Source organism: Heliomarina sp. (genome assembly GCF_052826185.1).
The window spans coordinates 314978-334733 of the sequence record NZ_JBRBUI010000016.1 but is presented as its reverse complement, the minus strand read 5'-3'; the positions used below and the strand labels follow the sequence as shown (position 1 = coordinate 334733).

The 19756-nt window shown below is 60.6% G+C and carries 16 protein-coding genes; 7 read left to right on the top strand and 9 right to left on the bottom strand.

Features of this window, described 5'->3' with window-relative positions; all coding sequences use genetic code 11:
* Positions 1-63: 63 nt before the first annotated feature.
* The 3 genes from ACU0FH_RS04840 to hmgA all read right to left on the bottom strand — a co-directional run bounded on the left by ACU0FH_RS04840 (position 64) and on the right by hmgA (position 3853).
* Entirely contained in the window at positions 64-1014 is a 951-nt protein-coding gene (locus ACU0FH_RS04840) for an MBL fold metallo-hydrolase (RefSeq protein WP_446193603.1), read from the bottom strand.
* Between the two features lie 83 nt (positions 1015-1097).
* Positions 1098-2354: a fumarylacetoacetase gene (fahA, locus tag ACU0FH_RS04835; RefSeq protein ID WP_446193602.1), complete on the bottom strand. Its 1257-nt coding sequence runs from the start codon at positions 2352-2354 to the stop codon at positions 1098-1100.
* A gap of 137 nt (positions 2355-2491) precedes the next feature.
* On the bottom strand, positions 2492-3853 hold the full coding sequence (gene hmgA / locus ACU0FH_RS04830) for a homogentisate 1,2-dioxygenase (RefSeq protein WP_446193601.1): 1362 nt from the start codon (positions 3851-3853) through the stop codon (positions 2492-2494).
* Positions 3854-3925: 72 nt separating this feature from the next.
* On the opposite strand from hmgA, the gene ACU0FH_RS04825 reads away from it, so the two are divergent.
* Entirely contained in the window at positions 3926-4357 is a 432-nt protein-coding gene (locus ACU0FH_RS04825; protein WP_446193600.1) for a MarR family winged helix-turn-helix transcriptional regulator, read from the top strand.
* A 127-nt stretch (positions 4358-4484) separates the two neighbouring features.
* Positions 4485-5441 carry a zinc-binding metallopeptidase family protein gene (locus ACU0FH_RS04820; RefSeq protein WP_446193599.1) on the top strand — a complete coding sequence of 319 codons (957 nt, stop codon included), beginning with the start codon at positions 4485-4487 and terminating at the stop codon, positions 5439-5441.
* Positions 5442-5486: 45 nt separating this feature from the next.
* On the opposite strand, the gene ACU0FH_RS04815 is transcribed toward ACU0FH_RS04820, so the two are convergent.
* The 5 genes from ACU0FH_RS04815 to ACU0FH_RS04795 all read right to left on the bottom strand — a co-directional run bounded on the left by ACU0FH_RS04815 (position 5487) and on the right by ACU0FH_RS04795 (position 10629).
* Entirely contained in the window at positions 5487-6656 is a 1170-nt protein-coding gene (locus ACU0FH_RS04815; protein ID WP_446193598.1) for an acetyl-CoA C-acetyltransferase, read from the bottom strand.
* A gap of 34 nt (positions 6657-6690) precedes the next feature.
* Complete coding sequence (locus ACU0FH_RS04810) at positions 6691-7320, bottom strand: glutathione S-transferase family protein (protein ID WP_238371646.1); 630 nt, start codon at positions 7318-7320, stop codon at positions 6691-6693.
* Positions 7321-7475: 155 nt separating this feature from the next.
* Positions 7476-8615, bottom strand: coding sequence for an acetate/propionate family kinase (locus tag ACU0FH_RS04805; RefSeq protein ID WP_446193597.1), 1140 nt, complete (start codon positions 8613-8615; stop codon positions 7476-7478).
* The gene (locus tag ACU0FH_RS04800) at positions 8612-10009 is read right to left on the bottom strand and encodes a bifunctional enoyl-CoA hydratase/phosphate acetyltransferase (protein WP_446193596.1); all 1398 of its coding nucleotides are present in this window, start codon (positions 10007-10009) and stop codon (positions 8612-8614) included. The genes ACU0FH_RS04805 and ACU0FH_RS04800 overlap by 4 nt, the downstream gene beginning before the upstream one ends.
* Positions 10010-10143: 134 nt before the next feature.
* Positions 10144-10629, bottom strand: coding sequence for a class I SAM-dependent methyltransferase (locus ACU0FH_RS04795; protein WP_446193595.1), 486 nt, complete (start codon positions 10627-10629; stop codon positions 10144-10146).
* Positions 10630-10834: 205 nt separating this feature from the next.
* On the opposite strand from ACU0FH_RS04795, the gene ACU0FH_RS04790 reads away from it, so the two are divergent.
* The 5 genes from ACU0FH_RS04790 to ACU0FH_RS04770 all read left to right on the top strand — a co-directional run bounded on the left by ACU0FH_RS04790 (position 10835) and on the right by ACU0FH_RS04770 (position 17324).
* On the top strand, positions 10835-12607 hold the full coding sequence (locus tag ACU0FH_RS04790) for an ABC transporter ATP-binding protein (protein ID WP_446193594.1): 1773 nt from the start codon (positions 10835-10837) through the stop codon (positions 12605-12607).
* Positions 12600-14513, top strand: coding sequence for an ABC transporter substrate-binding protein (locus ACU0FH_RS04785; RefSeq protein ID WP_446193593.1), 1914 nt, complete (start codon positions 12600-12602; stop codon positions 14511-14513). Before ACU0FH_RS04790 ends, ACU0FH_RS04785 begins: the two co-directional genes overlap by 8 nt.
* On the top strand, positions 14513-15541 hold the full coding sequence (locus ACU0FH_RS04780; RefSeq protein WP_446193592.1) for an ABC transporter permease: 1029 nt from the start codon (positions 14513-14515) through the stop codon (positions 15539-15541). The genes ACU0FH_RS04785 and ACU0FH_RS04780 overlap by 1 nt, the downstream gene beginning before the upstream one ends.
* Positions 15538-16692 (top strand): ABC transporter permease, encoded by a 1155-nt coding sequence (locus ACU0FH_RS04775; protein ID WP_446193591.1) that lies wholly within the window; start codon positions 15538-15540, stop codon positions 16690-16692. Before ACU0FH_RS04780 ends, ACU0FH_RS04775 begins: the two co-directional genes overlap by 4 nt.
* A 260-nt stretch (positions 16693-16952) precedes the next feature.
* Complete coding sequence (locus tag ACU0FH_RS04770; protein WP_446193590.1) at positions 16953-17324, top strand: hypothetical protein; 372 nt, start codon at positions 16953-16955, stop codon at positions 17322-17324.
* Between the two features lie 14 nt (positions 17325-17338).
* Here ACU0FH_RS04770 and ACU0FH_RS04765 read toward each other — a convergent pair whose 3' ends face one another.
* A complete protein-coding gene (locus ACU0FH_RS04765; protein ID WP_446193589.1) occupies positions 17339-19684 on the bottom strand; it encodes a mechanosensitive ion channel domain-containing protein in 2346 nt (781 codons plus the stop codon).
* Positions 19685-19756 lie beyond the last annotated feature (72 nt).

Genomic DNA, 19756 nt, shown 5'->3' with positions numbered 1-19756 from the left:
CCAACTCCCCGTCGCCGCATGAATAAACGGCACGGCAATCGACCTGCCGGGCCGGGTTTCCGGTCAGCCCTGAAGGGCCTCCCACATTTCGACGTCGCGCTGGGCGGTCCAGATGCGCGGCGTGTCGATATCCAGCGCCTCGTCATAGGCGCGGGCAACGTTGAACGGCAGGCAGTGTTCGTAGATCGCGTAATCTTTGAACTTGGGATCGCATTCGGCGCGCACGGCGTCCCATGCCTCTTTCAGCGTGCCGCCCTTGAGCGCGACACGTGCCGCCGGGCGATAGGTGGAACGCACGAAATCCTCGGTGGAATCGAGCGCCGCATTGACCATCTCGCGACCGACAAGTGCATCGCCGCGCCCGGGCGCGATCGCGTCGAGATCGAAATTGCGGATGTTGTTCAGCGTCTTGGGCCAGTCATGAAAATGCCCGTCGCCGCAGTAGCAGGCCGAGTGGTATTCGACGATATCGCCGGTGAACATGGTGTTGGCATCCGGCACATAGGCGACGATATCGCCCGCGGTATGCGCCCGGCCAAGATGCATCAGATCGACCCGGCGTTTGCCGAGGTAGACGGTCATGCGGTCGTTGAAGGTGGTCGTCGGCCATGTCAGGCCGGGGATGCTTTCATGGCCTTCGAACAGGCGCGGGAAGCGCTGGAATTCGCTATCCCAGTCTTCCTGTCCGCGCTCGACAACCATCGCCCGGGCCTTTTCGCCCATGATCACGGTCTGCGCGTTGAAGGCGGAGCAGCCCAGCACCCGGACCGCGTGGTAATGGGTCATTACCACATGGGTGATCGGCTTGTCGGTGACTTCGCGTACCTTTTCGATCACCTTGTTGGCAAGGCGCGGGGTGGCCTGCGCCTCGACGATCATGACGCTGTCATCACCGATGATCACGCCGGAATTGGGGTCGCCCTCGGCGGTAAAGGCCCAAAGACCCTCGCCCACTTCGGTGAAGGAGATGTTCTTTTCGCTCATGTCGCCCTGAGAAGCGAATGCCTTGGCCATGGTGGTGCCTTTCTTTTCAGTGTCGCGCCCGGGGCAGGTTCGGGAGCCTCCGGCGGGGATATTTTAAGAACCCAAAGAAGGGGTCAGCGTTTATACGGATCGTCGAGCGCCGGAAGGAGTTTGCCGGTGCAGTCGCCGAAGCCGATCGTGTAGCCATCGCCACGGGCGGCGCCGCGCAGGGTCAGCGTGTCATTGTCTTCGAGGAAGCTGCGGGTCTCGCCGCTGTCGAGGGTGACGGGTTCCTTGCCGCCCCAGCTGAGTTCGATGAGCGAGCCGCGTTCAGTCTTGCCGGGGCCGGAGATGGTGCCCGAGCCGAGCAGGTCGCCGACATACATCGGGCTGCCCGCCGTGGTGTGATGCGCGAGCTGCTGGGCCGAGGAGTAGTACATTTCCTTGTAGTTCGTGCGCGCGATGGTGGTTTCGGATTTGCCTTCGGGTGCGAGGGTGACCTCGAGTTCGATGTCATACAGCATCGGACCGCAATCCTTGAGGTGGTCAAGCAGTTCCACTTCACGCTCAGGCGTATCCGTACGGAAGGGTTCGAGCGCCGGTTTGGTTACGATCCAAGGACTGATGGTGGTGGCCGTCGCCTTGGCCTGGAAGGGACCGAGCGGTTGATATTCCCAAGCCTGGATATCTCGAGCCGACCAGTCGTTCAGCAGCACGTAGCCGAAGATATTGTCATCGGCCTCCTGCACGGTAATCGGGCCGGCGCTGTCGGTACCGACAATGGCGCCCATTTCCAGTTCCAGATCGAAGCGGGCGCAGGGCGCGAACCGGGGCTTGTCGTCATCCGGGCCCTTGAGCTGGCCCCACGGGCGGCGGATCTCGGTGCCGCTTACATAGACCGAGGAGGCGCGCCCGTTATAGCCGATAGGAATGTGCAGCCAATTGGGGGGCAGAGCGTTTTCGGCGCCGCGAAACATGGTGCCGATATTGGTGGCATGATGCTTGCCTGCGTAGAAGTCGGTGTATTCCGATACCATGAACGGCATGTGCAGGGTAGCATCCGCCATCGGGACAAGCAGATCTTCGACCGCTTCTCGCTCCTCCGCGCCGTCGGCCAGCAGGTCGGTTAGCCGCGCGCGCAGGGCGGCCCAGACGGCGGGACCTTCGGCCATCAGGTCGTTCCAGAAAGGGACATCGAACAGCGGATAATCGGCCAACGCGATCAGACCGGTTTCCTCGGCCGCCGCCATGTCGAGGATCATGTCGCCAATGGCGACACCGCAGCGGGGTTCATTCTCGCCGATGGAGAAGACGCCGTAGGGCAGGTTGTTCAGAGGAAAGGGATGCGCCGGGTCATTGGCGCTGTCGATCCAGCTTTTCTTGAGGGGCATGGTGGTCCTTTTTGATTTGGGCCGGAGCGGCGGGCGCGATCAGTCCTTGTCGCGGTTGCGTTTCTGCAACCAGCGGATACCGAGAAAAAGCGCAGCGAAGATGACGATCCAGAAGATCAGGTCGAGCAGAGCATTATTCATTTCTTGCCGGGTGTCCCGTCGAATTTCTTTTCGATATCGCTCCAGCAGTCGATGTAATCGTCCTGAAGCGGCGCTTCCTCGGCGGCGAAGCGGGTCAGGTGCTGCGGGAACCGGGTTTCGAACATGAAGGACATGGTCTGATCCAGTTTGTCGGGGCCGAGATTGGCGTTGGACGCCTTTTCAAAAGCCTCCTTGTCGGGCCCGTGCGGCAGCATCATGTTGTGAAGGCTCATGCCGCCGGGGACGAAGCCCTGCGGTTTCGCATCGTACTGGCCATAGATATTGCCCATCAGTTCGGACATAACGTTCTTGTGGTACCAGGGCGGGCGGAAGGTATCCTCCATCACCATCCAGCGTTCGCGGAACAGCACGAAATCGATATTTGCGGTGCCTTCGACCCCACTGGGCGCCGTCAGAACGGTAAAGATCGACGGATCGGGGTGGTCGAAGAGGATCGACCCGATGGGGCAGTAATTGCGCAGGTCGTATTTCACCGGCGCGTAATTGCCGTGCCAAGCCACCACATCCAGCGGCGAATGATCGATCTTGGTCTCGTGGAACTGGCCGCACCATTTGATCGTCACGGTCGAGGGCGTTTCGCGGTCCTCAAACGCGGCGACGGGCGTTTTGAAATCGCGCCGATTCGCCATGCAGTTCGCGCCGATCGGGCCACGGCCGGGCAGGTCGAACTTCTGGCCGTAATTCTCGCAGACGAAACCGCGCGCCGGGCCTTCGAGCACTTCGACACGGTAGAGCAGCCCGCGCGGCAGGATGGCGATTTCCTTGGGCTCAAGGTCGATGATGCCAAGCTCGGTGGCAAAGCGAAGCCGGCCTTCCTGCGGGACCACCAGCAATTCACTGTCGGCGGAATAGAAATAGGCGTCCTCCATCGAGGTATTCACGAGGTAGATATGGCTTGCCATACCGACCTGCGTGTTCACATCGCCCGCCGTGGTCATGGTGCGCATCCCCGTCAGCCATGTCAGGCTTTCCCCGGCATGGGGCACCGCATCCCATCGGTATTGGCCCAGCGAGGTGACGTTTTCGACCACATGCGGCGCCGATTTCCAATAGGGCAAATCGATGCGTTCGTAGCGGTGCGAATGTTTGACCGAGGGGCGGATGCGATAGCACCAGGTACGTTCGTTCTGATGACTGGGCGCGGTGAATGCCGTGCCCGAGAGTTGTTCACCGTATAGACCGTAATTAACCTTTTGCGGGCTGTTCTGGCCCTGCGGCAGGGCGCCGGGCAGTGCTTCGGTTTCGAAATCGTTGCCGAAACCGGGCATGTAGCCTTCGGTCGTGCCAGCGGATTGAGCCGCCTGCACCATGTTATGCGGATTGCTGGGCCGATTCATGTGAACTCCTCCCCTTGTTCTGGGCATGAGGTAATAGTTGATTTTGTAACTAACAACCGGCAAGAAGACCTGATGAGTGAAAAAGATGACTTCGACCTGCAATATTTCCTGCCCTACATGCTGAACCAGGCGGCAGAGGAATCCAGCATCGCCTTTCAGCGCCATTACAAGAATCGCTATGGCATGCTGCGGACCGAATGGCGGGTTCTTTTCCACCTCGGCCGCTATGGCGAGATGACCGCCAAGGAGATCGGTGAACGCGCCCGTATTCACAAGACAAAGGTCAGCCGCGCCGTGCAAAAGCTGGCCGATCGCCGGTTCCTCACCCGAAAAAAGGACGAAAACGACCGCCGCTCGGAGCGGCTTGAGCTGACGCAGGCGGGGTTGGCCGCATATCGCGATCTGCGCAGCGTGGCGCAGGAATACGACGCAAAACTGGTGTCTGGTTTCGATCCTGAAGACGTTGCAACCCTGCGCCGGTTGCTGGCCCGGCTGGCGCGCTAGCGACCGGCAGCACCGAAATAGCATCCGCACCGGATGCAGGGCATATTAAATACAACCTCCGAAAGGAACCGAAAGCAGGGTAAATGGTTCATTATGGCTGGCCAGACTGGCCTTGGGGGCATGACACATGCAGATTTTCACCTGTCCGGAATGCGGACAAAACCTTTACTTCAGAAACACCCAGTGCGCCTGCGGCCAGCAGGTGTTTTTCGATCCTGACCGGCAGGTCATGCTTGCCGATGGTGAGGCCTGTGCCAATCGCGAAAAGATCTCGTGCAACTGGATTGCCGAGAGCAACGGCTATTGCCGGTCCTGCGCAATGACGGAAACCGTTCCGGATACCGACCACGCCGAAAACCTTCGGCTTTGGCTGGAAACTGAAACAGCCAAGCGGTGGATGCTGGCCAACCTTTCCCGCTGGGGCTGGTTCACGCCGTCGGACAAAGGCGCGCGCCCGGTTTTCAAGTTGCTGTCGGAAAACACAGCAAAAGGCGAAGCTGACGTCATCATGGGCCACGGAAACGGGGTCATCACCATCAACGTCTCCGAAGCGAGCGACGCGACCTTGAGCGAAAGACAGGAAAAGCTGGGCGAGCTTTACCGGACCATGCTCGGCCATATGCGGCACGAGATGGCGCATTTCCTGCATCTGCGGCTAAGCGAGGAAGACGGGTTTCCCGACCGTTTCCGCGCGGTGTTCGGTGATGAGCGCGAGGACTACGGCGAAGCGCTCAAACGGCACTACGATCAGCCGAAAGAAGCGGGAGAGCAGTACATCACCAGCTATGCAAGCGCACATCCGCATGAGGACTGGGCCGAGACAACCGCCCATCTTTTGCACCTTGTCGATCTGCTCGACAGCGTCGCGGCAACGCGGCTTTCCCTGCCCGAAGGCCCGCCCGACGGGTATGACGCTTATGCGGACGATGATTTCGAGCGTATTCTGACCTGGGCAATCGACACATCGCTAGCGGTCAACCATATCAACCGGGCGATGGATCTTGCCGATCTTTATCCGTTTGTCCTGAAACCGGCTGTCCGCGACAAGCTTGGCTTCGTTCACAAACACCTGCGGCGGGCGTGAATTGGCAACGGGCAGGCCGGAACCCAGCCTGCCCATTGCCTTATGTCAGAGCGCCTCGATGATCGTGACGTTGGCGATGCCGCCGCCTTCGCACATCGTCTGGAGACCATAGCGTTTACCACGCGCCCGCAGCGCATGAACCAGCGTGGTCATCAGCTTTGCGCCTGATCCGCCCAGCGGATGGCCAAGCGCAATGGCGCCGCCGTTCACGTTCAGCTTGTCGGGATCCGCGCCCGTGTGCTGAAGCCATGCCAGCGGCACCGGCGCAAAGGCTTCGTTGACCTCGTAAAGATCGATGTCTTCGATCTTCATTCCGGCCCGTTTCAACGCCTTGTCCGTGGCAAAGAGCGGTTCCTCCAGCATCACAACCGGATCGCCCGCCGTCACCGTCAGCTCATGTATCCGCGCGAGCGGTGTCAGACCGTGTTCCTTGAGCGCGCGTTCAGACACGACCATGACGGCCGCAGCGCCGTCGCAGATCTGGCTGGCGTTCCCGGCGGTGATCTTGCCGCCCTCGACCAGCGTGCGCAGGCCGCCGATGCTCTGCATCGTGGCATCGGGACGAATCCCCTCGTCCCGCGTGTGCATCTCGCTGCCATCTTCAGTGCGGATCTTGAGCGGCAGTATTTCGTCGTCAAACGCGCCGCTATCGGCCGCCGCCGCCGCGCGCTGGTGGCTTTTGAGCGCAAAAGCGTCCAAATCCTCGCGGCTGTGCTGCCATTTGTCCGCGATCATCTCGGCCCCGGTGAACTGCGAAAAGATGGTCTGCGGATAGTTCCGGTCGATACCCGGGCTCGACGGGCTGCCCGGCTGGGGATGTTTCGACCAGCGTCCGGTAGACCCCATGGCCACGCGGCTCATGGATTCCGCACCGGCAGCGATGACCACATCCTGCACCCCGGACATGACCGCCTGAGCGGCGAAATGGATGGATTGCTGCGACGACCCGCACTGCCGGTCGATGGTTACCGCCGGCACCGAACGCGGCAGGTTCGAGGCGAGAACCGCATTGCGGCCGAAATGCAGCCCCTGTTCGCCTGCCTGACTGACACATCCCATGATCACGTCATCCACCGCATCCGGCGCGACACCTGCGCGGGCAACGACCTCATCCAGCACCGCAGCGGCCAGATCGACCGGATGCCAGCCGCTGACCCGGCCGTCGCGCCGACCGCCCGCCGTGCGCGTGGCGGCGACGATAAATGCTTCTCCCATTGTTTTCTCCTCCCTGTTTATCGGCCCTGCCGGCTTACAGCTGCGCGCTGGGTCTCGACTTGATGTTCTCGTGCCATGCCTGCGTCGCGGTGAAATCTTCCGGAATGCTCAGCTTGATGACCCGCGCAAATTCCACGAAAACAAAGGCGGTGATATCCGCCAGCGTCAGGTGATCGGTCGCAAGAAAGGGGCTTTCGCGCAGCCGGTTCTCGAGCATGTTGAAAAACGACTTGGCCCGCTTCATGCCCCGCTCGGCCAGCTCGGGGATCTGCTCGACATTCTCCTGACCGGTCAGCGCCCTGCCTTTCATCCGGGGGTTGCCATTGCGCAGGGCTTCGGCGATGGGCTGGCCGCCCTGTATCTCGGCAACCGCGTTCCACATCAGCACCTGCCCCTTCTCTTCGGGGTTACGGCCCATCAAAGGCGGCTCGGGGTGCAGCGCTTCGAGATAGGCGGCGATCCCTAGGTTTTCCGTCAGCGCGCTGCCGTTCTCGGTAATGAGCACCGGCACCGTGGCGCGCGGATTGATCTTCAGAAACTCCGGCGAAAGCTGTTCGCCCGTGCCGATCGAAATTTCACGGGTTTCAATCGTCAAACCTTTCTCGGCAATGAACATGCGTGCCCGACGCGGGCTCGGGGCCGTACTACAGTCGTAAAATATCATGAAATCCTCTCCCACGGTCGAACCGGGCAATGCCCGTCTGGACCAGAACTCTCCCAAGCCCTGACCTTAACAGGCATATTGCGCGGCACAATCAGCCCCGGGCCAAGAAAATTTAATTTTCTTGTTAAATTTTCTTCGAAAATTTGGCAGCGGCGTCAGATATGATCCGCGACCGAGCGCGCGATCACCAGTTCCTCGTTGGTCGGAATGACAAGAATCTCGGCAGTCCCGTTACTGATCCTTGTTTCTCTCTGCCGGTTTGCCGTTTGATCGAAAGACAGTCCCAGAAACCCGAGCCCCTCGACAACCCGCTCGCGTATATCGGTTGCGTTTTCGCCGACGCCACCGCTGAACACCAGCGCATCGAGACCGCCCAGCGCGGCGGCCATCGACCCGATCTCGCGCCGCAGCCGCGCCACGTAATAGTCAAGCGCCAGCGAAGCCTCCGGCGCTTCACTCGCTAGAAGTTCGCGCATGTCATTGCCGATCCCGGACAATCCTTTCAGACCGCTGTTGTGATAGAGCAGCTGGGTCAGCTCCGCTGACGACATGCCCTGATCCATCAGGTAAAGCATCACACCGGGATCGAGCTGTCCGGGCCGCGTCCCCATCACCAGACCATCCAGCGCCGAAAACCCCATCGTCGTGGCGATACTTTGCCCGTCCAGCAGACCGCAAAGCGACGCCCCGTTGCCAAGATGAGCAACAACAACCCGGCCTTTGGCTATTTCCGGGTGCGCGCGGCGCAACTCTCCGGCGATGTAGTCATAAGACAGGCCATGAAATCCGTACCGCCGGACGCCCTGCTCGTAATAGTGCAGGGGCAGACCATACGCATCGTTCACGAAAAGCTTCCCGCGATGAAACGCCGTATCGAAACACCCAATCTGAACCGCATGCGGAAAGGCAACCTGCGCAGCCAGAACCGCCGAGAGATTATGCGGCTGATGCAACGGGGCCAGAGGCACCAGTCTTTCCAGCGCCTCCAGCGTAGCGGGATCGAGCCGTGCCGGTTCCCCAAGATCAGGTCCGCCATGCACGATCCGGTGCCCGACCCCGGCCACCCGCCGACCCTCAAGAAGCGGTTCGACCACGGTCAGGATGGCTTGCACCGCCGTTTCGTGATCCGTCGCATCAATTGAAACAGCCTTATTACCTTGCAGCTTCAGCTCTGCCGCGCCGCCGATGTTTTCCACCTGACCGACATGCAGCAATTCGGGATCGCCATCGCCGGTCAGGTAAACCGCGAACTTGATCGAGGAACTTCCCGCGTTCAGTGTCAGGATCGCGCTCATGCGACGCTTCCCCGCGCCGCGTGAAGGGCCGCCACCGCGCAGGAGGCAAGGCGCGATTTGTCGTCATCTGCCCGGCTGGTCAGGATGACCGGGCAGCGGGCCCCCATCACGATCCCGGCCGACTGGGCATGGGCGAGGTAGGTCAGTTCCTTGGCCAGCATGTTGCCGGCCTCCATGTTCGGCGCCATCAGGATCTCGGCCCTACCCGCCACGAGCGACTTGATGCCCTTGGTCATCGCGGCCCCGAGGTTGATCGCGTTGTCCATCGCCAGCGGCCCGTCCACCAGACCGCCGGTGATCTGGCCGCGATCCGCCATTTTCGACAGGATAGCCGCATCCAGCGTCGAAGGGATCGCCGGATTGACCTTTTCCACCGCCGACAACACGCCGACCTTCGGCTCTTCGATACCGATGGAATGGGCAAGATAGATCGCGTTCTGAATGATATCCGCCTTGGCCTGCAGGTCCGGAGAGATGTTTATCGCCGCATCCGTCACCATCAGCAGATGCTCAAGCCCCGGCACATCCATGACAAAGACATGGCTCAACCGGCGCGAGGTGCGCAAACCCGTCTCGCGCTTGACGATGGCGCCAAGGAAGACGTCCGTGTGCAGATGGCCCTTCATCAGGGCAGCCGCCTGCCCTTCGTGCACGAGTGCGACTGCCCGTTCCGCAGCAGCCTTGTGATCGGGCACATCGATGATCTGGTAGCCCGCAAGGCTCATGCCCGCTGCCTCGCCAGCCGCGACGATCTTTTCGGGATCACCGATCAGGATCGGGGTGATCAGCGTGTGCTCCGCCGCCAGCAATGCACCAGCGAGCGCATCGGGCTCTTCCGGCGCGACAACGGCGGTCGGGATCGGATCAAGCGGCGCGGCCAGTTCCAGCAGCCGGTCGAAATGCTTGTGGCTGCGCACCGTCAGCCCCGGCACATCAAGCGCCGTGAAATCCAGCGGTCTCTCGGGCGCGACCACCTGTGCCTCGCCCTCGACGATGGGGCGTCCGTCTTCGGTTTCGACCCAGGTGTCAAAGCTGACCAGCCTGCCTTCGCCCTTGGCAGTCAGACGCACCTTGATCCTGAGCGTATCCCCCGCATGGGCCTGATTGACGAAACGCAGGGTCTGGCTGTGATAGGTCGTGCCCGGCCCGGGGAGGTCGCAGCCAAGGACGGCCGAGATCAGCGATGCCATCCACATGGCCGGTGCGATGGCCTCGGGCTTGCCGTCTCCATCGCCGTCCACCCGGGGCAGGTTCATCGGGTTCATGTTGCCCGAGGAGTTGGCAAAGACGTAAAGATCCTCTGCCTTGAGCACGCGGGTCTGTTCCGCTTCCATGCCGACGCTCAGCGCATCATAGGGGGTGTTCTTCATGGCCCGTTTGGCTGGCTCGTTCATTACTCTGCGTTCCTATTGCGAATTCTGGGCGGTTCGGCGCGAGGGGCGAAAATGGCCATGCACAACCCGTACAGCATCCGTACACAACTTATATGCCGCTCGTATGTCACCCCGTGGGTAGGTCAGAAGCGGAATTAACGGCGGTAGACAAAGCAGCGGCCTTCGACCGCGCCGGTCGGCAGCGGCAATTCTGTCAGGTTCTCGAAATACATCCGGTCGCTCGATACCATAAGACCGCCCTCGGCCAGCAGCGGTTCGACAAGCGGTGAAATCTCGCGCGCGAAGATATCGTTCTTGGCGCGGTTATGCCCGCCGAGATCGGCGTGGATCAGGCTAGCGACCGGGCCGAACCGCTCAAGCGTGGCAGGCAGTGTGTCGTGCACGTCCCCGAGGATCGTGAGGGATTCCGGCGGGGTGGAATCCGGGTGCGAGGCGATTGCGCGTTCGAAGACATAGATGTCGCGGCCTTTGATCCGTTCACGCATGTGGTGATAGGTGCGACCGTTGCCGAGACCGAGTTCGTACACCGGTCCGGACATCAGCGCCGTTTCGGCAATCGCGTAGTCGAGACAGGCGCGCTGGGACACCATCCGGTCGATAAACAGGTCAAGGCGGCTCATTCGGTGGTCACTCCTGTTAGGACGGCCGAAATTCCCGGCCTGCCCGCAAGTCATGCCAAAAACATTAGCGGATGTGTAGGCTTGGCGACACATTCCTCTCATCTGAACATGCAATTGGTGTTTGACTAGCTGGTAAAGCGCAAGCGAAGGTGACCGAGCTTGGAAACTTTGGTTACCCCGCATCTGACAGGACGAACGGACGACAATGCCCCCTCTGCTGAGTATAGAGAATCTGAGTATCGGTTTCGGCCGGGGCGACAATGTGGTCGAAGGCGTGAGTTTCGACGTGCAGAAGGGGGAAACCCTTGCACTGGTTGGCGAATCCGGGTCCGGCAAGACGGTCACCTGCCGCGCCGTACTGCGCATTCTGCCCCGTATCGCCAAGATCCGGTCGGGCAGGATCACCTTTAACGGGCGCGAGGGACCCGTTGTGCTCAGTTCGATCCGGGAACGGCAGATGCGCGAAATCCGCGGCAACGAGATCGCGATGATCTTTCAGGAGCCGATGCGTTCGCTGTCGCCGCTGCACCGGATCGGCAATCAGGTCGGCGAGGTCCTGCGCCTGCACAGGGGTGCGGCGCGGGGCGATGCCAAGACGCAGGTTCTGGAAACCTTTGAGCGGGTCGGCTTTCCCGATCCCGAGCGAGCCTTTCGCGCCTACCCGTTCGAGATGTCAGGCGGTATGCGGCAACGAGCTATGATTGCGATGGCGATGGTGGCCAAGCCGGATCTGCTGATCGCGGACGAACCGACAACGGCGCTCGACGTGACGACGCAGGCGCAGGTGCTGGGCCTGATGAAGGACCTGCAGCGCGAAACCGGCATGGCGATGATACTGGTTACCCATGACCTTGGCGTCGTCGCGAACATGGCCGAGCAGGTCGTGGTGATGCACAAGGGCCGGGTGATGGAATCCGGTGCCGCCGCACCGCTGCTGAGCGACCCCGCGCATCCCTATACAAAGGCGCTCATTCGCGCCGCGCCGTCGCTGCCGGAGGAGTCCGCCGAAAAAGAGCATGTGTCGCGGCAGGATTTCATCCTCGAGATGAAAGAGGTTTCCAAGACGTATCTGGTTCGCGGCCATACTGCCTGGCAAGAGCAGGCACTGGTTCACGCCTGTCGCGGGGTCGATCTGGCGCTGCCGCGCGGGCGGACGCTGGCCATCGTCGGCGAAAGCGGGTCGGGCAAAACCACCGCGGCACGGATTGCCCTGGGCGCGGATGCGCCCGATCCGGGCAGCGAAGTGCTCTTTCGGCCCGAACCGCATGCCGAACCGATCACCGTGCATGACATGACCCGCGAAGAGCGTATCGCGTTTCAGAAACAGGCGCAGATGGTGTTTCAGGACCCGTATTCCTCGCTGTCGCCGAGGATGCGGATCTCGGACGCCCTGACCGAACCGCTGGACATTCACGCGATCGGGTCGAAATCGGAACGCCGCGACCGGGCCGAGGCCATGCTGAAGCAGGTCGGGCTGAACGGCGACATGCTGATGCGGTATCCGCATGCCTTTTCCGGCGGGCAGCGACAGCGGCTTTCCATCGCCCGCGCCCTGATGCTTGATCCGTCGCTGCTGGTCTGCGACGAACCGACCTCGGCGCTGGACGTATCGGTGCAGGAACAGATCCTGACCCTGCTGGAAGACATCCGCGACCGGATGAACCTGAGCTATCTGTTCATTTCACATGACCTGGCCGTCGTGGCACGGATAGCCGATGACGTCGCCGTGATGCGACAGGGTCTTGTGGTCGAACAGGCCCCGCCAGATGTATTATTCCACAATCCGCGCCATCCCTATACAAAGGCGCTGATCGCGGCCCAGCCGACCCCGGATATCAACCACCCGATCGACCTCGATCTGGTCGCAAAGGGTGCCGGGTCTCCGGAAAGCTGGCCCGAAGCCTTTCGTTTCTCATCTGCCGTGATACCGTCGCTGACGGTGATGGAACCCGGCCATAAGGTGCGCTGCCATGTTTAAGCCTCTGAAAATTCTCTTGCTGACGGGCGGGCTTTGCCTTGCCCTGCCTGTGCTGGCCGATCCGGTCCTGCAGGAAAGCCCGTTTCTGTCCGAGCAGGTCAGCGCGGGCAGCATGCCCGCCGTGACCGAACGCGCGCCCGAGACGCCGCTCTTCGTCGATCTCGAAGCGCGCGGCCGCAGTTTCGGTACGCAGGGCGGCACCCTGTCCACCTTCGTCTCGCGCGACAAGGACATCCGCATGATGGTGGTCTACGGCTATGGCCGCCTTGTCGGCTTTGATGCCGATTACAAGCTGGTCCCCGACATCCTCGAGAGTTTCGAGAATGAGGGTGACAAGGTCTTTACCCTGCATCTGCGCCCCGGTCACCGCTGGTCGGACGGCGCGCCCTTCACCTCGGAGGATTTCAGGTACTGGTGGGAAGACGTCGCGAATAACGAAGCGCTCAGCCCGTCCGGGCCGCCGGATTTCCTGCTGGTCGAAGGCAACGCGCCCGAGGTGACATATCCGGACGAGACCACGGTGGTCTTTACCTGGGCGGAGGCGAACCCGAGCTTTCTGCAGTCGCTTGCGCAGGCACGCCCGCCGTTCATCTATCGCCCCGCGCATGTGATGAAGAAGTACCACATCGATTACGCGGATGCCGAGGAGCTGAACGCCGAGGTGCAGGAGGCCCGCGTGAACAGCTGGGCGGCGCTGCATAACAAGCTCGACAACATGTATAATTTCGACAACCCGGACCTGCCTACGTTGCAGCCGTGGATCAATGCCAGCGATGGCAAGAAGATCCGCCACCAGTTCCTGCGCAACCCCTATTACCACCGTTTCGACAGCAAGGGCGTGCAGCTTCCCTATATCGATACGGTCGAGATGGAAGTGGTGAGTGGCGGTCTGATCGCTGCGAAATCCAACGCGGGCGAGGCCGATCTTCAGGCGCGCGGACTGGATTTCCGCGACATTCCGATCCTGCGCAAGGGCGAAGAGAGCGGCAACTACCGCACCTATCTCTGGGCCAATGGCACGGCGAGCCAGATCGCGATTTACCCGAACCTCAATTACAACGATGACGTCTGGCGCGAGGTTCTGCGCGACGTGCGGGTGCGCCGCGCCCTGTCGCTTGGCATCGACCGGGACACGATCAACCGGGCGCTCTATTTCAACCTTGCCAAGCCCGGCGCGATGACGGTGCTGCCCTCAAGCCCGTTCTACAAGGCCGAGAACCGCGAGGCATGGGCAAGCTTTGACACGGAGCAGGCAAATGCGCTGCTGGACGAGGCCGGGCTATCCGAGCGCGGGCCGAACGGTATCCGCCTGCTGCCCGACGGACGCGAAATGGAACTGGTAGTGGAAACCGCCGGGGAACGTCAGGAAGTCGAGAACGCGATGCAGATCGTGACCGACACTTGGGCCGATATCGGCATCAAGCTGGTCCTGCGTCCGCTAGACCGGGACATCCTGCGCAACCGGATCTATGCGGGCACCACGATGGCGGCCGTCTGGTATGGCTGGGATAACGGCATCCCGCAGCCTTATACCTCGCCCGATTATCTTGCCCCGCGTTACCAGGAGTTCTTTGCCTGGCCGAAGTGGGGCCAGTTCTACCAGACCGGCGGCGATGTGGGCGAAGCGCCCGACATGCCTGCCGCCGAAGAGTTGATGGCCCTGTCGCGTGAGTGGGATCACGCAACCACCGACGATGAGCGCAGCTTGGCTTGGGAAAAGATGCTGAAGATCCACGCTGACAACGTATTCGGCATCGGTATCCTTGCCGAGGCACCGCAGCCGGTGGTCGTGTCGAACCGTCTGAAGAATGTCCCGCAAAGCGCGATCTGGGCATGGGACCCGGGCGCACATTTCGGGATCCACCGGATGGACGAGTTCTATTTCGACGGCACCGGGACGAATTAATGCTGGTACTGCGCTATGCGCTCTACAGGTTCGGGACGATGCTGCTTACGCTGCTCGTCGTCTCGGCCCTGATCTTCCTGATCATCAACCTCCCGCCGGGGGATTATCTGTCGAACCAGATCGCCGAGCTGCGTTCGACCGGGCAGACCGCCGGGGTGCAGAAGGCCGAATTCCTGCGCCGCGAATATGCGCTCGACCGTCCGCTTTGGCAGCAATACCTGATCTGGGTGGGTTTCATTCCCGGCCCGCAGGGTTTTTCGGGTCTGATCCAAGGCAATTTCGGCTGGTCCTTTGAATTCGACCGCCCCGTTTCGGAAATCGTCGGCGATACCCTTTGGCTGACGGTTCTGGTGAACCTCGCCGCGGTTCTCTTTGTCTATATGGTGGCCTTACCGCTGGGTATTCTAGCGGCGGCGAAATCAAAGACCTGGGTCGATTATTCCTCGGCCTTTGTGGGCTACCTGGGCCTTGCGACGCCGAACTTTCTGCTCGCGCTGATCCTTTTCTATTACGGCAACCGCTGGTTCGACCTGCCCATCGGCGGTCTGATGGACCCGATCTATGAAGGCGAGCCGATGAGCTGGGACAAGGTGCGCTCGATCTTGCTGCACCTGATTGTGCCGACCTTTGTCATCGGCACGTCGGGGGCGGCGGCGATGATGCAGCGCCTGCGCGCCAACCTGCTGGACGAATTGGGCAAGCCCTATGTGGAAACCGCCATCGCCAAGGGCATGTCGCCACCGCGAATGCTGGTGAAATACCCGCTCCGCATGGCCTTTAACCCGTTTGTCGCCGATATCGGCAACCTGCTGCCCGCGATGGTTTCGGGATCGGTTCTGGTATCGGTCGTGCTGGGCCTTCAGACCATCGGCCCCACACTGCTGATCGCGCTGAAATCGCAGGACCAGTTCCTTGCCGGTTTCGTGCTGATGTTCGTGGCCCTGCTGACCTTACTGGGCACGATGATCTCGGACGTGCTGTTGGTGCTGCTTGACCCGCGTATCCGCTACGAGGGGAAAGCCGGATGACACAGCTTTCCGATGGCCGCTACGTCGACGACGCGCCCTATGATCCGCAACTGAGCATTCAGCAGCTTGAGCGGCGCGATCTCGATGCGCCGAACTGGGTGCTAATCTGGCGCAAGTTCAAGCGGCATCGGCTTGGACTGGTGTCTGGCATCTTTCTGCTGCTCTGCTACCTGATGCTGCCCTTTGCCGGGTTCATCGCGCCCTACAGTGCGAATGAGCGCCACTCGGAACATATATATGCGCCGCCGCAGACGGTGAATTTCTGGCACGAAGGGCAGTTTCTGGGGCCTTACGTCTACCCGATGACCTCAGAGGCCAATCTTGAAACCTTCAAGTGGGAGTTCGTGCCGGATGAGACCCGGCCCCTGCCGCTGCGGTTCTTTTGCGAAGGCTCCGAGTACAAGCTGGCCGGGCTGATCCCGTCGGACACGCATCTGTTCTGCGCGCCCGAAGGTGCGACGATCTTCCTTTGGGGCGCTGACCGGCTGGGCCGGGACGTGTTCAGCCGTATCCTTTACGGCGCACAGCTTTCCCTGACCGTCGGGCTGATTGGTATTACCGTGTCCTTTGTGCTGGGCATCTTCTTTGGCTCTATCGCCGGGTATTTCGGGGGCGGGCTCGACTGGGTGATCAACCGCATGATCGAAATCCTTCGGTCCCTGCCGGAACTTCCCCTCTGGCTGGCGTTGTCAGCGGCGGTGCCGTCGAACTGGGGGCCGGTGGCGGTGTTCTTTATCATTTCGGTGATCCTTGGCATTCTTGACTGGCCGGGGCTGGCGCGCTCCGTGCGGGCCAAGTTTCTGTCTTTGCGCGAAGAGGAATACGTGCGCGCGGCCGAAATGATGGGGGCGTCTTCGGGGCGGGTGATCCGCAAACACCTGCTGCCGAATTTCATGTCACACCTGATCGCCAGCGCCACCCTGTCGATCCCGGCGATGATCCTTGGCGAGACCGCGCTGTCCTATCTGGGCCTTGGCCTGCGCGCGCCTGCGGTAAGCTGGGGCGTGATGCTGAACGACGCGCAGAACCTCGTAAACGTCGAGATCTACTGGTGGACGGCGATCCCGATGATCCCGATCATCGTCGTGGTTCTGGCCTTCAATTTCCTTGGTGACGGGCTGCGCGACTCACTCGATCCATATCACGACTAGATTTTTGCCCCGAAATGCGGCAAGGTTAACGCATAGTAAACAATCATTGACTTCAAAACGGATTGATACCCAAAACCATTGATTTCCACGGTCTGCCAGCACGTATCGCTATGGAAGTAATCGGATCTTGAGGCATGTTTGGTAACTGAGATCACAGACGTGTTCCCAAAAGACGCCGCAGAATGAGCTTATGAATTCCCTGCGGAACCCACATAGTGATCTTAGGTTTTGTTCAGACCATTTTATAAGTGAGACATGTAATGCGTGCCCTGAAACCCCAAACGACCCTTCCCTTTGAAAACAGCCCGATGCCGACCATGTGGAGCGAACGCGTTCGCGGTGCCAAGGAAACCTCGCTTGACAGCGAAACCGCGATTTCGCTGGCCTGTCATCTGGGGCGCTGCTTTACCGACGCAGACAACTGGAACACCTTGATTAAGGAACTGGCCGACCGTCGCTTCAGCCTTTGTTTCGAAGATGGTCGCCTGGTGCTGGTCAACGAAGACACCGGCGTGTCGCTTTGCACCTGCGCCTCGATGGGTCACAGCTTTGCCTCGCTCATGGCGCGGTTCGGCAAGCCGAATGTCGTCGCCGACACCGGCCGCCTTGTCCAGCGCGACTATGCAAGCTGATCGGTAAGACGATCCTAGCGATCGTCGCCGACCCCTTTCATGTCATCCATCTCTCCGTCATCGACGGCGGCCCGCGCAGCACCTGCAATCGCTTCGCGCTGGGCATCGGTCAGGTCTTCGACGTGACCGTCGGCCAGACGGACGGTGACCTCGCGGTTCGCAAATTTGATGCCTTCACGGGCAAAGAGAATACGGATTTCTTCGTAAACCCTTTTGCGGATCAGCCACTGATCGCCCGGCTTGCTCATGAACTTGGTCCGGATGATCATCGCGCTGTCCTGCATTTCGATGACGCCCTGTGATTTCAGCGGTTGCAGGAAGGTTGGACCGATAACCGGATCTTCGAGCAGGTCCTGCCCGAGTTTCTTGATCAGCTTGCGGACCTTTTCCACGTCGGTGTCGTAAGTCACGCGAAGCGGCAGTTTCATGATGACCCAGTCGCGCGAATAGTTGGTCAGCACCCGGATCTCACCGAAGGGGATCGTGTGCAGCGCGCCCTTGTGGTGGCGCAGCTGGAAAGAGCGCACGGATATTTTTTCCACCGTCCCCTTCACCGATTCAATGTCGATATATTCGCCTTTGCGGAAGGCATCGTCGATCAGGAAAAAGGCCCCCGAGAAGATGTCGCGCACGAGGGTCTGCGCGCCGAACCCGACGGCCAGCCCGACAACCCCGGCACCGGCGAAGAGCGGGCTGACGTTGACCCCGATTTCGAGCAGGGCGATCAGAACGATGGTCACGACGATCACCGCAAGGATCGCACCGCGGAACAGCGGCAAGAGTGTTCCAAGACGAGTCGTGGCGCTGTCGCCGCCCTCGTCACCGGCCTCCGCATCGTCCGGCGTGTCGTATGTTTCCTCGGCGATCTTGCTGTCGAGCCAGATGCGCAGGAAGTTATAGACGATGTAGCCGATGAAAATGATGGTGATGACGTCGAGCAGGTTCTTGATGAAAGATTCCTGCAGCACCGCGTTGTCCGGGTCCCAGAGCCGCAGCAATGCGTAAAGCCCGGCCACGAAGGCAAGGATACCTGCCACCCGTCGGGCCAGCGCCTCGTAGGTGGTAATCGTCGGGCCGGTAAAGCTCATCGGGCCAACAGAATCCTCGCTTGCATCCGAGGCCGCGAGTTCGGTGTTCATCCGATCCACCGTGATGCGCCGGTCGAAATAGCGCTCGATCAGGTAGTTGATCGCACCATAGACGATCATCATCGCAAGGAAGACGATATAGGCGCCAATCACCAGCGGCGTGGCCTCGGGACGGTTCATCACGAGGTCAAAGATCAACCGGCACCACCCGAAGATGAGATAGAGGATCAGCACCGGCGCCCAGCCATAGGCGATGACCTTTTTCAGCCATGACACCTGCGACGTCGGTTTACCGACAAGGATCGCATTGGTAATCGCGCGCCGGTTGGCGAGGATCATGGCAAGGTTCAGGACAAAGGCGATAGACGCCAGCACGCCCGACAGCGCCGCGTAGACGTTGTAATCGACGCCAAAGTCATGAATCCAGGTGCTGAGCAGGATGACAAAGACGTTCACCCCAGCCAGGGTGGACGCCCAGTAGTAGAGCTTTTTCGCGTCACTGTCCGAGAAATGGGTCAGGCGGTACTGGCTGAGAAAGGGCGACAGGATCATCCGCCAGATATCTGAGAGCGTGCGCCCGACGAACCACGCGATGAAGATCGCCGTAATGGTGAACTGGATGGTGATATTGTCGGTCATGCCGAAAATCAGCGTGCCGAGCGCATAGGCGACCACCATGCTGAAAATCGTGCCACCAATGCCCATGACAAACCGGAAGGCGAGGAAAGGCATCTTTTCCAGATAGCCCTGCGGGTTTTCCTTTACCCGGCCCGTAACGAATTTCCGCACCATGCGTTTGCCGTATATTTCAGTCGCAGCGATGCGGCCGATAATCAGCATGGCACCGCAGATCAGAAAGATGCGGACGAAAGCCCAGATCGTGCCATCCGGGCTTTTGGCACGGAGCATTTCGCCGACCCTGTCGAGCGAATTCGGAAGCGCCTCTATTCGCTCAGAAAATGTGCTGCGAAACTGCTGGATGTCCGCCTGCGCCTGCATCAGGCCAGAGGCGCGCGCCATGCCGGTTTCGCTTGGTTCTGCGTCCGTGTTACCGGTGCCGCTCTGCCGGTTCACGATATTGCCGGCGGTGTCTATGACGATAACATCCACGCCGTTTTCGCCGGCCAGTCGGATCGCTTCGGCTAGTTCCGCGCTTGTCGCGGATGCAGCGGGCTCGCTACTGGTTCCCGTCTGCTCGGTCTGGGCCGATAATTCGGCAATCCCAAATGCAAGAAAGCAGAGCGAAACAGCCAAAAGTCTGATAAAATTCATTATGAAATCCCACCGACATTCTTGAAATCCCTCAAGAAACCGTACATGAGCGAATTTTTTTACGCAACGCGG